The sequence below is a fragment of the Ruegeria sp. CDSA236 genome (assembly GCF_059611285.1).
The window spans coordinates 157,133-171,522 of record NZ_JBXWPG010000003.1; the positions used below are offsets into that span (position 1 = coordinate 157,133).

At 54.9% G+C, this 14,390-nt stretch carries 13 protein-coding genes and 1 pseudogene; 5 read left to right on the forward strand and 9 right to left on the reverse strand.

Going from position 1 to position 14,390, the window contains the following annotated elements; translation table 11 throughout:
• Positions 1-27: 27 nt before the first annotated feature.
• From AC2FLB_RS06800 to AC2FLB_RS06830, 7 genes are all read right to left on the reverse strand, one after another.
• Positions 28-1,008, reverse strand: coding sequence for a zinc-dependent alcohol dehydrogenase (locus AC2FLB_RS06800; RefSeq protein ID WP_496708904.1), 981 nt, complete (start codon positions 1,006-1,008; stop codon positions 28-30).
• On the reverse strand, positions 1,005-1,766 hold the full coding sequence (locus tag AC2FLB_RS06805; protein ID WP_496708905.1) for an SDR family NAD(P)-dependent oxidoreductase: 762 nt from the start codon (positions 1,764-1,766) through the stop codon (positions 1,005-1,007). Before AC2FLB_RS06805 ends, AC2FLB_RS06800 begins: the two co-directional genes overlap by 4 nt.
• Positions 1,759-3,066: a histidinol dehydrogenase gene (gene hisD / locus AC2FLB_RS06810; RefSeq protein WP_496708906.1), complete on the reverse strand. Its 1,308-nt coding sequence runs from the start codon at positions 3,064-3,066 to the stop codon at positions 1,759-1,761. Before hisD ends, AC2FLB_RS06805 begins: the two co-directional genes overlap by 8 nt.
• 12 nt (positions 3,067-3,078) lie before the next feature.
• Positions 3,079-4,407, reverse strand: a complete 1,329-nt coding sequence (locus AC2FLB_RS06815; protein WP_142637703.1) for a TRAP transporter large permease — start codon at positions 4,405-4,407, stop codon at positions 3,079-3,081.
• Between the two features lie 12 nt (positions 4,408-4,419).
• Positions 4,420-4,932: a TRAP transporter small permease gene (locus AC2FLB_RS06820; protein ID WP_281973202.1), complete on the reverse strand. Its 513-nt coding sequence runs from the start codon at positions 4,930-4,932 to the stop codon at positions 4,420-4,422.
• Positions 4,933-5,046: 114 nt separating this feature from the next.
• A complete protein-coding gene (locus AC2FLB_RS06825; RefSeq protein WP_142637699.1) occupies positions 5,047-6,195 on the reverse strand; it encodes a TRAP transporter substrate-binding protein in 1,149 nt (382 codons plus the stop codon).
• A gap of 21 nt (positions 6,196-6,216) precedes the next feature.
• A complete protein-coding gene (locus tag AC2FLB_RS06830) occupies positions 6,217-6,402 on the reverse strand; it encodes a hypothetical protein (protein WP_142637697.1) in 186 nt (61 codons plus the stop codon).
• 289 nt (positions 6,403-6,691) lie between these two features.
• On the opposite strand from AC2FLB_RS06830, the gene AC2FLB_RS06835 reads away from it, so the two are divergent.
• Complete coding sequence (locus tag AC2FLB_RS06835; protein WP_496708907.1) at positions 6,692-6,910, forward strand: hypothetical protein; 219 nt, start codon at positions 6,692-6,694, stop codon at positions 6,908-6,910.
• A gap of 571 nt (positions 6,911-7,481) precedes the next feature.
• A complete protein-coding gene (locus tag AC2FLB_RS06840; RefSeq protein ID WP_496701306.1) occupies positions 7,482-8,321 on the forward strand; it encodes an EamA family transporter in 840 nt (279 codons plus the stop codon).
• Between the two features lie 49 nt (positions 8,322-8,370).
• On the opposite strand, the pseudogene AC2FLB_RS06845 reads toward AC2FLB_RS06840, so the two are convergent.
• Positions 8,371-8,604 (reverse strand): annotated as a pseudogene (locus AC2FLB_RS06845) (transposase); the annotation flags it as partial.
• A gap of 498 nt (positions 8,605-9,102) precedes the next feature.
• Here AC2FLB_RS06845 and AC2FLB_RS06850 point away from each other — a divergent pair.
• The 3 genes from AC2FLB_RS06850 (at position 9,103) to AC2FLB_RS06860 (ending at position 13,388) form a co-directional block, all read left to right on the forward strand.
• Positions 9,103-10,122: a putative 2-aminoethylphosphonate ABC transporter substrate-binding protein gene (locus AC2FLB_RS06850; protein ID WP_281973206.1), complete on the forward strand. Its 1,020-nt coding sequence runs from the start codon at positions 9,103-9,105 to the stop codon at positions 10,120-10,122.
• A gap of 117 nt (positions 10,123-10,239) precedes the next feature.
• On the forward strand, positions 10,240-11,370 hold the full coding sequence (locus AC2FLB_RS06855) for a putative 2-aminoethylphosphonate ABC transporter ATP-binding protein (RefSeq protein WP_496708908.1): 1,131 nt from the start codon (positions 10,240-10,242) through the stop codon (positions 11,368-11,370).
• Positions 11,367-13,388 (forward strand): putative 2-aminoethylphosphonate ABC transporter permease subunit, encoded by a 2,022-nt coding sequence (locus AC2FLB_RS06860; RefSeq protein ID WP_281973208.1) that lies wholly within the window; start codon positions 11,367-11,369, stop codon positions 13,386-13,388. The genes AC2FLB_RS06855 and AC2FLB_RS06860 overlap by 4 nt, the downstream gene beginning before the upstream one ends.
• 32 nt (positions 13,389-13,420) lie before the next feature.
• Here the strand turns inward: AC2FLB_RS06860 and AC2FLB_RS06865 are convergent, their stop codons facing one another.
• Positions 13,421-14,311 carry a LysR substrate-binding domain-containing protein gene (locus AC2FLB_RS06865; RefSeq protein ID WP_142637687.1) on the reverse strand — a complete coding sequence of 297 codons (891 nt, stop codon included), beginning with the start codon at positions 14,309-14,311 and terminating at the stop codon, positions 13,421-13,423.
• Positions 14,312-14,390 lie beyond the last annotated feature (79 nt).

Here is a 14,390-nt window from a genome sequence, read left to right on the forward strand (position 1 = left end):
TCTCCATTTGGTTGGTGATCATAAGTGTCAGGCCCACGGGTCGAGGATGATTTTGGGGGCTGCAACCACTCCCGATCGTAGATCGGCAAATGCCTGCGGTCCATCATTCAGGCTGCGATGTTCTGCCCAGTCTAGCGGGCCAAGCGCACCATCGAAAAGCGCGGTGCAGGTTTCCCGGAAGTCCTCCGGTGTGTAGGTATAGGTTCCGATGAACGTCACCTCTTGCAAGGTCATCCGCCGGATATCGAGGCCACCCGTGTCTTCGCCCAGGCCGATGTGGACAATGACACCCCCCGGTTCAGCCATGGCAGAAGCTGCCGCGCGTGTTGCCGCGTATCCGACGGCGTCGACCACGATGCCGTACTGCCCTGCCCCTGCGGGTACAGATTTCACTAGGCATTCATCTTCCAGGAATGTGCGTCGCTTGTCGCTTGGTTCAGCAACGGTTACGTCATCGACCCCTTGTGCCTTGAGGGCAAGGGCCGCAGCAAGGCCAATGGCCCCGCCGCCCAGCACAAGCGCCGTGCGGCTGGCACCCGGATCAAGCGCCATCAGTCCCAACCGTATGGAATGCCAACTGACGGCCAGAGGTTCGGCCAGTGCAGCCTTTTGCAACGGAACATGATCCGGCACCACGATAAGATTGCTGCCTTGCATTGCCACATATTGAGCAAAGGCTCCTTCGCGCGGCGGCATGGAAATGATCATACGGTCCGGGCACAGATTATCGCGGCCCGTCTGACACGCGGGACAGGTGCCACAACTGACCAGCGGGTTGATCGTGACCCGTTCGCCGTCACGGGCGCCGCCTTCAATCACACCTGCGGCCTCATGGCCAAGGATCAGGGGCGCAGGGCGCCTGTCGTCGTGGCCAAGATAGGCATGCATGTCCGATCCGCAGATGCCCGAGGCTTCGATACGAACCAGCGACTGGCCCTGACCGACTGTCGGGTTGGGGACTTCGCGCACACCAAGCGTTTCGACACCTTCGTAGACCAACGCTTTCATTTTGCTGTGAACCCTCCGTCGACCATCAAGGTTTGTCCGGTCACGTAACCGGACGCGTCCGAGCAGAGAAACAGCATGGGGCCGTCCATGTCATCCAAACGGCCATTGCGTCCGATGCAGGTCTGGGCGGCATTGCGCGTGGCTCGGTTCGGATCGGCAAAGACGGTCTCGGTCAGCTCTGTCGGAAAAAACCCAGGCCCAATCGCATTGGCTGTGATGCCATAAGTCGACCACGCCTCGGCCATAGCGCGGGTCAGTTGGGCAATGCCCGCCTTGGTCGTCCCATAGGCGATGCCACCGGGAAAAGCGCGCGTGGTTTGGAGCGATGCAAAATTCACGATCCGCCCCCACCTCTTGGCCTTCATCGCGGGCACCAACGCCTGGCTCAGAAAAAACGGAGCCGAGATGTTTAGCGCCACGGTCTGATCCCAACCTTCTGGTGTCACGTCATCCGCCGTCTGACGGGTGTTGATGCCAGCGGCGTGCACAATGATGTCTGGCGCTCCGAACGGTGCGCTGACCGCTTCTACCAAGTGTGGGAGTGCATCACGGTCGGCGACATCCGCTGCAACGTAGTCCACATCTTCGCCGACCTCGTTTTGCAAGCGCTGCAGGGCGTCCTCGCGCCGGGCTACGCCCACCACGCGGGCCCCGGCACTTGCCAGTGCGATGACCGCACGCCGCCCGAGGCCGGAGCTGGCGCCGGTTACACAGGCCACGCGGCCAGTCAGGTCGAACAGAGATCGTGGATCAGCCATTTGCAGTCAGGTCGAACGCTTCATCCGGGAAATACTTGGCCAGACGAACATCCGCAGCACGGGCGTGCCCTTCCATCCCCTCAAGGCGGGAAATGCGCGCTGTGGCTTCGGCCACCTGCTTGGCACCTTCGCGTGTGGCGCGCTGCCAAGTGACGATCTTCATGTATTTATGGACCGACAAACCGCCGGTATAATTCGCGGCCCCTGACGTTGGCAGCACATGGTTGGTGCCCGTTGCCTTGTCGCCATAGGAAACGGTTGTCTCTTCCCCAAGGAACAGCGAGCCGTAACAGGTGAGCCGATCAAGCCACCAATCCAGATCTTCGGCCTGTACCGTCAGATGTTCGGGCGCGTAATCATCGGAGCACGCGGCCATTTCCTCGCGGTCTGGACATACGATTACTTCGGCATAGTCGCGCCAGGCGGCAAAGGCGTTGTCGCGGTTCACTTCGGGCAGATCATCGATCAGGGCAGGCACAAGCTCCATCACCTTTTCGGCCAACACCCGGTCATCTGTGACCAGCCAAACAGGCGAATTATAGCCATGCTCGGCCTGGCTGACCAAATCCGTTGCCACGATATGTGGATCAGCGGTCGCATCCGCCAGGATCAAACTGTCCGTTGGGCCCGCGATCATGTCGATCCCGACACGGCCAAAAAGAATGCGCTTGGCTTCGGCAACAAACTGATTGCCGGGGCCCACGAGGATGTTGGCCTTGGGCAGGCCAAACAGTCCGAACGTCATTGCAGCCACACCCTGAACGCCACCAAGTGCCATAATCTTGTCCGCGCCACATAGGTTCGCGGCATAAATGATGGCCGGGGCAACTCCTACACCGGGACGGGGTGGCGAACAGGCGGTAATGTGACGACAACCTGCAACTTTGGCCGTTGTTACAGTCATGATGGCCGATGCAATGTGGCTATAGCGACCGCCGGGCACATAACAGCCCGCCGCATCAACAGGGATAGCCTTTTGCCCCGCAATCATGCCCGGTACGATTTCAACCTCGACATCGGATACTGTGGCCTTTTGCGCCTCGGCAAACCGTTTGACGTTGTCATGCGCAAACCGGATGTCCGCTTTCAGCCTCTCCGGCACAAGCGCTCCTGCCGCCTCGATTTCTTCGGCGGTCAACAGGACATTGCCCTCGTACCGATCGAACTTGGCGGCGTATTCCATAGCCTTTGCATCTCCGCCTGCCTCAATATCAGCCAGAATTGTCCTGACCGTCTCGTGGACTTCGGAAGCATCCGATTTAGCGGTTAGGGTCGCTTTTTTCAGGTATTCACGTTTCATCTTAGCGAGGTCCTACTTGTAGATTTCGGGCAAGAACGTAGTCGAAATCGCTGGCATATAAGCAATCAGCAACACAACCAAGAACATGCAAAGAACAAAGGGAACGGCACGGGCGGCAATCTTGAGGATGGATTCCCCGGTTATGCCAGACACCACGAACAGGTTGAGCCCCAATGGCGGCGTGATGAAGCCTACGCCAAGAGCTGTGATCATCATGATGCAGAACTGTATCTCGTTCATGCCGATGTTGTCCGCGAGTGGTTTCAGGATAGGCGCAAGGATCACGATATTCGGCGTGGTTTCCATAACGCAACCGGCGGCGATCAGGATTCCGATCATCAGCAGGATCAGTAACCATGGTTCATCCGTCAGCCCGGTCACCGATGTCACAAAACCTTGCGGAACGCCCATGATGGCCAGCGCTTCGGCCAGCGGAGCCGAGAAAGCGATTATGGGAAGGATGACGCCGTTCACCTTTGCCGAACTGACCAGCATGGCGGGAAAATCCGCAAGGGACAGCGTCCGCAGAATAAAGCCCATGATGATTGTCACGACGACGGCCGTTGCACCCGCTTCTGTTGGTGTCAGGCGGCCCGAGAATATGCCGTAAAAGATGATGCCCGGCACGATAAACGCATACCAACCGGATTTTAGAGCACGGCCCAAATTACCCAACCATTCGGCCATCGTCATCTGTCCGCCACCTTCATAGGCGTAGATGCGGTTCACGATCAGGTTCGTGATCAGGATCGACAACAGGATCGCGATCCCCGGGATCAAGGCCGCAAGGAACAGGGTCGATGCGGATATCCCCAGAACAAGGCCGATGATGATATAGGCGATCGACGGTGGGATCAAAATGCCGGTACAGGCGCCCGCCGCCACCAGAGCGCAGGCATAGGGACGCGGATAGCCGCTTTCGACCAAGCGTGCGATAGTCATACGTCCGACCGCGGCCGCACCAGCTGCGTCCGATCCCGAAATGGCCGCGAACATGCCACAGACAAGAACCGTCGCAGACCCGAAACCACCTTTGGTGAAACACGTCAATGCCTCGGCAACATCAAGGAATTTTCGACTGAGCCCGGTTCGGACCAGCACGTCCCCTGTCAGGATAAACAGCGGCACCGCGGTCAGCGCAAAGGCATCAATGCCGGTGAACAGCTTTTCACCAACAAGGCTCAGGGGAAGGTCGCCGGACATGACCAACATCAGGATCGCCGAGGTCCCGATGGCGGCCCAAACCGGAACCGCCAGAGCAATCAGCGAGACGAATATGATAACGGGCAGATAGAAATCCCAACCCAGCTCGACGGTTTGATCAAAGGTTTGCCAAAGCATTCAAATCATCCCTCAATCAAAGAGTGTGTCGCCCTCAAAAACGGGTTTGCCCGTTCTGAGAGAATGGATGTCGCGCAGTAGGGATTGAATCAGCCGCAATATGATCAAGCCGAACCCCAATGGAACCGCCATCAGGAACCATACTTTGGAAATGCGCAGCCCGTCCGTGACCGACCCGAATTTGGCAGACACATGCACGGCTTCGTAGGACCAATAGAGGGCAATCACAGCAACACCGAACATCACCAGGTCGCCAAAGATATACAGCAAAGCCTTCGGACGCGGCCCAAGGTAGTGCATCAGCACGTCAATGCGGATATGCGCGCGCTCTTTCACTGCAGCCGCAGCACCAATCCATGCGAGATAGATGAAGGAGTACCGCACAATTTCTTCGCCCCAGATCGAGGAAAAAGAGAATATTTCCCGGCGCAGCACCTCGATCGCCATGGTGATGACAAGCATCACGTAGAAGACCAGAAGCAACCAACGCTCGGCGTCTCTATCAATTCGGCGCAAAAAGCTCATGTGAGAACCTGCTGATTTGCCTAGCAAAACGCACCGCGCTGACGCGTTTGGATTTCACTGAGGCGGGAGAATATTGGTGATCGGGCGCGCGTGGAGGCACGCCCGACCCGACAGTTAAGCGTCATGCACGTAGTACTTGCCTTGGGTACCTGCGGCTTCTTCCATCTTGGCGAAGTTGTCCATGGACCCGGCCAGATCGATCTTGAACTCGTCCCATTCGGACCGTTGGTAGCCACCAGCGGCTTTCCATTCGGCCAGTTGCTCTTCGCTGAGCGAGTGGAATTCGACACCTGCTTTGATCAGTTCGGCCATAGCGTAGGCGCGGGCCGATGGCACTTTGGCAAGGTTCTGGTGCGAGGTCATCTCGGACCCCCACATGATCCCTTCCTGCACGTCGGCGGGCATTGAGTTAAACCATTCCAGGTTGCACGAATAAACTTGGCTGTCTGGCACGGCCTGGGTGAAAGTCACATGGCTCAGGATATCTTTGAAACCAAAGACTTCGAGCGCACCCACGGACGGGTCAAGCGCGTCAGCGACGCCCTGTTTGATCGCAGACGGGGTTTCTCCCCAGGCCACAGGCGTCGGATTTGCACCAACCATGCGGTAGTATTGCTGCAGCATCTTCGAGCCGGGAACGCGGAACTTGACGCCGGACAGGTCGCCTGGTGTCAAGACCGGTCCGGGGCCACCCTTGCGGATGGCAACGACACGGGGGTCGATGTTGATATAAAACAGCGCCTTGAAGCCGTTCTCCTCAACCTTCGGCTCGACCGTGTCCTTCCAGAACTGCGAGTTGACGAGGTTTGTGAAACGCTGGTTTGACCCGCACAGATACGGCATGTTGATCAGGTCAACGGTCGAGGCAAATGGCGCGAAGTTCGAAAGCGAATGCTGTGCTGCCTGAATTGTGCCACCCTGCACCGCCTGCACCAGCGCGCCGCCTGCACCCAGCTGCCCGCCAGGCGCGAGTTTGACATAGACCTTGCCGTTGGTCGCGTTCTGGATGTTTTCCTTCAGGTCCAGCTGCATGATTGGATAACCACGCGACGCACCGACCGGATAGGCAGTTGCCAGAACCATGATATGGTCCGCTGCAGCCTCGCGGTCGCGCTCTTCGCTGGCACTTTGCGCTGCAGCTTCAGTTGACCACAACGTCCCCGCAGCACCAGCTACCATGGCCGCCGTGAAGCCGCCTGTTGCCGTCAATTTCAGAAAATTTCGGCGTGCTGCCGACGCAAGGTCCTTGCGATCTTTGTCCATTATGTTTCCTCCCAGAAATCCTTAGCTGCCGTTCTTTTTGTTTCGGTCAGCCTCTTTTTGAAGAATGGCGACGACAAACAATATCGACGCGGCAAACAGAACCAGCATTTCGCCCACGTCCCCAAGGAATGCGCTTGCTGCAAAGGCCCCCAGAGCGACGTTGGCGAAGTAGATGACAAAGACGATCAGCGAGGCGGTAAGGAACATAAAACAGGATCCGAAAAGGTTGCAGTTCTGAGCGACACTGTAAGCGCTTACATTTGATTCGTGCAAGCGCTTACATTTGAGGCACATTTTTTGGCGCTCTCGGCGATTGCGGACAGGAAGACCCCAAGCAGCGACCAAAGTAATACTATTATGGTCGGATACATTCTGAAAATTCATCATGTTAGCCAAGTCGCCGTACAACAAGAACGGTGGGCCGGGTTCCACACCGCTGCATCAGCCGATGCGCGGGATGTCAAAACCCCCGACCGTGAACTTATGGAGAAATTCAATGAATGAGATGACCAATCTGCAGGCGGTAACGAGTATCTCGCCCTTTGCATCCCGCTATGGCAATTTGATCGGAGGCGAATTTTGCAAGCCAAAGGCAGGCCGGTACTTTGACAATCTAAGCCCGATTCCCGTCCAGCCCATTGGCCAGATCGCACGGTCTGATGCTTCAGTCGTTGAGGCCGCGCTGGACCCAGCGCATTCGGCTGCCGATACCTGAGGTTCGACCAGCGTGACCGAGCGTGCGAATGTTCTCACGCGGATAGTGCAAAAGCTGGCAGACAATCTGGAGCTGCTAGCTATTGCGTGGTTCTGAATCCGGCCAAGCAACGCCAGCGACAATCATGGTGATCTGTGAACTGATCGCGGATATCCTGCCTGCTGGCGTGTTGAATGTTGTTAACGGATTTGGCCTTGAGGCGGGTATAGGGCCCTGCGGCGTTCATTTCGCATATAATACGTTTTCTTCAATTCTGATTGAATTCTCTCAAGACACTGAAGCCTGACGGTTTTGACCGCCAATCAATGCCTAACCTCGTTACGAACCATGACGAACTCAAAGCCAAACTATATGGCAGAGCGGTTGGAGAAGGCTCATGCCATCGCCGAATTCACTGACCTGTATATGACAGAAATTGCATTGGCCTGTGGATTTGTTTCCTGTACGACGCTTTCGCAGCGATACAAGCAAAGATTTAGTAGAACGCCAATCGATCAGCGCATAAAGCAGAGCGCATAGAGGTGCAAAATCATATGTGTCTACAAGGCGTTTTCGCTGATTGCGACGAGTTATGACAGTACATGCGATCCTCATCGTACTGTTTGCGGCTTTCCTTCATGCGCTGTGGAATGCGGTCGTAAAGGGCGCGCCTGACAAGGCCATTATGTTGGGATTAATCTCGATCGGGCATGCCATACCTGCGCTTGCCGTGCTTCCTTTTACGGGCTTTCCAGTAATGGCTGCAATTCCATACATTATTGGTTCCACCTTGATTCATTGGGGATACTACTGGTTTCTCAACACCGCCTACCGTTACGGCGATTTATCGGTGGTGTACCCCATCTCGCGCGGGATAACGCCCATATTAGTGGCGTTGGGAGCGGTCTTTCTTGCCGGTGAATTCCTTCCTCCGGGCGCGTGGATCGGTATTGTCTGCATTTCGGCCGGCATCGGTTGCCTGTCTTTTGGCGGACTTGGAAAGGGAACGAACTGGGTAGGCATCGCGGCGGCATTCGGAACTGGTTTGATGATTGCTTCCTACTCTCTGGTTGACGGTATTGGCGTGAGACTCTCAGGGAATACGCTTGGATATATCACGGTATTGTTCGTGGCCGAGATCTTCGTGGCGGGGTTCATCTTCTCGACTCGGTGGGACCGCCTCATCGCACTTCCAAAGAGATATGTCTGGTCAGGTTTAGCAGGAGGAATCATTTCCGGCTTAGCCTATGGTCTGGTGCTCTATGTTAAGAGTTTCGCGCCGTTGGGTGTTGTATCAGCGCTCCGAGAAAGTTCGGTCATCTTCGCTTCAATAATAGGTGTGATGTGGTTTGGTGAGGGTCCAAAATCCAACAGGCTCCTGGCGGCGATAATCGTGGCAGTTGGAATTGTGGTTCTGGCCCTAACAAGATGACGTACAAGTTGGACTAAGGAGAAGGAAGTTGCGGGATAACGAGTCCAAGGCGCAGGTCTTTAACTTCGGATAAGGTCGCCGCACGTATCTTATAGCCCGCGAGGCGCTTCTTGCCAGCTTCAGGGAGTTCTTTGGACCAGCTATAGTACAGACTCTGAGCAATGCCTGCCCGGCAGCACAGCTCCACAATGCTGCCTTCGCCCTTGCGCTTGTCCAGAACGATCCAGATCTTCTCTTCCGCTGAATAGTGCTTGCGGGTAGCACGACGGATATCCTTGACGATCTTTTAGCCGTGGCTCTTACGTGTTCTGGGTTTCTATCTCACCTCCACTCCTTGGCGGGTACGATGTGCCAGAAAATCTCTCTTATCAAATCGACCTGTACTGTCCCGCAAGTGCTGACGTCAGACATTTGCGAAGGTATTTGCGAGCACTATGACAGTCATGTTCGATTGGCGGCTGGTCAGTCGACAGGTAGCAGTATGTAGCCTCGGATTTCGTAGCCCACCGCCCGTTCGATGGGCCAATGCCGAAGCGCACTGATTTGAACGAAACTCCTGGGTGACTGGTGCAGGGAGAGTTCCTATCTCATATCAATGGGGTATGACACTCAATTCCGAGCGCTAAGGCGGATTGCCTTACATAGGTTTTGCTTATGATGTGGAAGGTATAATCGATTTTTCTTGATCTATTTATCTGTCACACTGCCGGGGCATGGAACTGCAAATAAGCGCTGCTCAAGAATGGCGTTCCCGAGAATAATCAACCGACAGAGGATCACGATGAAACATAAGACCAAATTTCTTGCAGCCCTGGCCGTAAGCTCCTTGACTGCTACAGTTGCGTTATCTGAAACCGAATTGACAGTTTACACAGCCGTCGAAGCTGAAGACCTGGCGCGCTACGCTGAGACGTTCAATGCGAGCAATCCGGACATCAAAATCAACTGGGTCCGGGATTCGACCGGGATCATCACCGCCAAACTGTTGGCCGAGAGGGACAACCCTCAGGCAGACGTCGTGTGGGGTCTCGCAGCCACTTCGCTTTTGTTGCTCAAGTCCGAAGGTATGCTGGAGCCTTACGCGCCTGCGGGTGTTGGCGACCTAGACGCGAAATTTGTCGATGGCGACAATCCTCCGGCGTGGGTTGGCATGGACGCTTGGGTTGCCGCAGTTTGCTACAATACCGTCGAGGCCGAGAAAGCGGGATTGACGCCGCCGACATCGTGGAAGGATCTTACAGACCCCATGTATAAGGATCAGGTGATTATGCCAAATCCGAACTCGTCGGGCACTGGTTTCCTTGATGTTTCAAGTTGGCTGCAGATGTTCGGCGAAGAAGGCGGCTGGGAGTACATGGACGGATTGCACGAGAACATCGCGCGATATACCCACTCTGGTTCAAAGCCGTGCAAACTGGCTGCTGCAGGTGAGATCCCGATTGGCATCTCTTTTGCTTTCCGTGGTGCTAAGTCGAAAGCTGATGGTGCGCCGCTTGAGATCATTGTCCCGTCAGAAGGTGTCGGCTGGGACATGGAAGCGACCGCTATTGTTGCCGGTACTGCAAATCTCGAAGCCGCGCAGAAACTGGTTGATTTCACCGTCACCAAGGAAGCCAACGAGATGTACAACACAGGGTACGCCGTTGTCGCCTATCCTGGCGTCGCAAAACCGGTCGAGCACTTCCCTGAAGGTCTTCTGGATGCGATGATCGACAACGACTTTGAATTTGCCGCCAACAACCGCGCGGCGATACTGAAAGAATGGCAGTCTCGCTATGACGGGAAGTCTGAAGCGAAGTAAACCAACCTGCAGAAGAGGTGTAAGCACCTCTTCTGCACACCACTCTATTTTTCCAAACAACGCGACCAGCGCGCCCGGCTTCAACCGGCCCAGATCGGCCGTTCCCGAGGTGCAGATATGAGGACCGCTCCCGTGCTTCAGAAAACCCCACCCGGTGAACTGTATCTAAGCATCCAGAATTTGTGGAAGGCGTTCGGCAGCTTTCTTGCACTCAAGGACATATCCCTCGAAATCAATGAAGGCGAATTTGTCTGCTTTCTGGGGCCGTCGGGTTGCGGCAAAACAACCTTGCTCCGGGCGATTGCGGGTCTCGATCTGCAAACCAAGGGCACTGTCATGCAAGACGGCAAGGATGTGTCAAATCTGCCGCCGTCAGAGCGTGATTTCGGGATTGTTTTCCAGTCTTACGCCTTGTTCCCGAACTTGACGATCGAAAAGAACATTGCTTTCGGCCTGGAAAACACTGGTCGCAGCAAATCGGATATTGCCGTTCGTGTCAGCGAACTGCTTCATTTGGTCGGGCTGTCTGAACAGGGTAAAAAGTATCCTGCGCAATTGTCCGGTGGCCAGCAGCAGCGGATTGCGTTGGCCCGCGCCATTGCGACCAACCCCGGTCTCTTGTTGCTGGATGAGCCGCTTTCGGCATTGGACGCAAAGGTGCGCGTCCATCTACGTCACGAAATCAAAGAGCTGCAGCGCAAACTGGGTGTGACTACTGTGATGGTTACGCATGATCAGGAAGAAGCGCTGGCGATGGCGGACCGGATCGTGGTCATGAATCATGGGGTTATCGAGCAGGTGGGGTCACCTACAGAAATTTACCGAGAACCCGCAAACTTGTTCGTGGCAGACTTCATCGGGGAAATGAACCAGATCCAGTCTCAGGTCACCAAGGGTGGTCGACTGAGTGTCGGCGAAAAGACCTTTGCGTGCCTCAGCCACACGTACAACGACGGAATGCCAGCGATTGCGGCGATCCGACCGGAGGATATCATCCCGCATGAGGCTGGTTATCTCGATACCGGCGGCAACAGGAATTGCATCGACGTCACTCTCGATGAAATGGAATTCCTCGGTTCATTCTGGCGATGCCGCTTAAGCAACGAGCGATTTGGATCTTCGGAACTGATCGCAGATTTTTCGATCAATGCCGTGCGCCGCCTAGAACTGGAAGAGGGTAGGACCATGGTGATTGAACTGCCCGAAAACCGGCTAATGGCCTTTGATGTTCCGGAGACGGCAGCATGAGCGAGATTTCAACCAACCCGGGGACTCTTCCAGCTGGGCCTGACATCAAACCCAAGCTCAGCAGGGATGACATCCTGATGCGCGGCAGCATGTTCGTGATCGCACTCTATCTGGTCGCGACGTTGGTCCTGCCGCTTTACACGATGCTTTCCAAGTCATTCTCGACCTATCGGATGGAGTTGTCACAATACGAGTTTCAGGTCAGTGACGAAGCGGGGCAATTTGACGGAACCATCCTGTCAGCCGACACACTGAACGAACAAATCGGGGCTTTTTCAGGCACCGATCTGTCTACCGGCTCAGACGGGCGGCTATCGGTAACCGAGCTTTTTCCCGATTTCAGCTTTCGCAGTCCGGTCATGTACCAAATCCGTAACACAAGCGACACCGGGCGGTTTCTTGTCGGTTCTACGCTGCAAGACAATACGGATTGGGTCACGCTCGATTCCAATCAGTTCCGGCGGGTTCAGCTGAGGCCAGTTCAATCGCGAGGCTTGGAAAATTTCGTCAACTACTTCTCAACCCCGGCACTGTTCAATTCTATCAAGAACTCCCTTTGGATTTCTGTAATTAGCACCATTGTCACAGTAACTTTGGCGTTCTGGTTCGCTTATGCGCTGAACCGGAGTTGCATGCGGTTCAAGGGTGTGTTTCGTCTGATTGCGATGGCTCCGATCCTGGTGCCTTCGCTGTTGCCCGGGATCGCGCTGGTCTATCTGTTCGGCAATCAGGGCATGATAAAAGAGTTGCTGTTCGGCGCCAGTATCTATGGTCCGATTGGCATCGTGATAGGCTCGGTGTTCTTCACCTTCCCGCACGCCTTCCTAATCATTTCAACGGCACTGGCGATCTCTGATGCACGACTATACGAAGCTGCGGTCAGCCTGCGTTCAACGCCGTGGCGTACTTTTTGGACGGTCACCGTTCCCGGCGCGCGATATGGTCTGATCTCGGCCGCTTTCGTTGTATTTAATCTGGTCATAACTGATTTTGGTCTGCCAAAAGTGATTGGAGGTCAGTTCAACGTTCTGGCAGTTGATATCTACAAGCAGGTGATCGGCCAGCAGAACTTTGAAATGGGTGCCGTAGTCTCGGTCGTTCTGGTGATCCCGGCAATCCTGGCGTTCGCGATCGACCGCATGGTGCAATCAAAGCAGGTTGCCTTATTGTCGGCCCGGTCGGTCCCGTACCAGCCAACCCCAAATCGAAAGGCAGATCGGTTCTTTCTAGTCTATTGCTGTCTGATCGGTTTGTTCATCGTTGGGCTGTTGGCTGTGTGCCAATTCGCGGCGCTCATCAAGTTTTGGCCCTACGACCTGAGCCTGAGCCTGAAGAACTACGATTTCAACAAGATGGATGGTGGCGGTTGGGGCTCCTACATTAACTCGATCAAGCTGGCGCTTTTGACGGCGGTGATCGGTACTTCAGTCGTCTTCTTTGGTGCCTATCTGGTTGAAAAGTCGAACGGGTTCAGAACAGGTCGATCGATCTTTCAGATGTTCGCGATGCTGCCAATGGCGATCCCGGGCATGGTACTGGGGCTGTCATACATCTTCTTCTTCAATAGCCCGTCTAATCCGCTGAACGGTATCTACGGAACAATGGCAATTTTGGTGATCTGTACGGTGACACACTTCTATACTGTGTCGCACCTGACGGCAGTGACAGCGCTCAAGCAGATGGACAGAGAATTCGAGTCGGTATCAGCCTCGCTCAAGCAACCGACGATGAAGTTGTTTGCCCGTGTCACGGTCCCTGTTTGCCTGCCAGCCGTGCTGGACATATCAATCTATCTGTTCGTAAACGCAATGACGACGGTATCTGCGGTTGTGTTCCTATACTCGCCCAAAACCACGTTGGCATCTATTGCAGTGCTAAACATGGACGATGCGGGCGATATTGCGCCGGCTGCCGCAATGGGGATGATGATCTTCTACACAAACGCCGCAGCGCGGATCATCCACCTGATTGCTTCCAAAGGCGTCCTCGGTCGCACGCAAGCCTGGCGAACCCGCTAACAAGAAAACCCATTTAGGCATCTCCCCACCGATCACTGATTGGTGGGGTTTTGTTTTTCTTCTAGAACAGAATTGGCGAATTTCATGAAGGCGCGAATGGTCTTCACCTCACGCCGTTGGGAGAGATAGATCATACTTTCTCCCATTTGCAGGTCGACGTCTTGCAACTTGATTTGTCTGAGACGGTCGTCGTGACCGTATTCTGCCTGGGACACGAACCCGATACCTGCACCTGATGCCACCAACTCTCTGACGGCCTCTCTTCCTTCGGCCACAATCGCCGGTTTCAGCGGCACCCCCCGTTTACTGGCTTCATCTTCGAGCTTTTGACGTGTTTTTGATCCCTGTTCCCTGAAGATGAGAGGCAACTCCGCCAACTCTGCGAGGGACAATGTAGGTTTTGAGGCGAGAAGCAAACTGCGGGCCGTGAATGCCACGATCTCGGTCGAACCGAGGCTAAGAACGCTCATGTCCTTGCCGGGAGACACGCTGCCAACAACACCAATTTCTGCGTTGTAAGATCTGAGTTCCTCCAAAATGTCCTCGGTGTTGCCAGCGCGGACGGTAATCGTAATGTTTGAATATTTTTCTCGGAACGGCCCCAGAAAGTCGGTCAAGTGGTGCGCGGAATCGGCAAGGATCCGCAGCTCGCCGTCGATCGCAGCCCTCGTTTCTGACAGATAGTCCTCTATCTGATCCTCGATCTCAAAATACTGTTTGGTGTACCGGTAAAGCTGCGTCCCCTCCGGGGTTAGGTTCACTCTTTTTCGCTCACGCTTGAACAACAACAAATCATGATCCTGCTCAAGTTTGCGAACCTGCTCTGAGATTGCTGGCTGCGTCAAAAAAAGCGCCTCTGCAGCACGCGAAAACCCACCATATTTGGCCACGAAATGAAAGGCTTTGAGCTGGCTATGTCGCATTTCAAACTCCTGAAGGTTCGAGCATAGGCTGAGCTTATAATTAGATTGATATTTGCAATTTCACATATAGCTGCGGTTG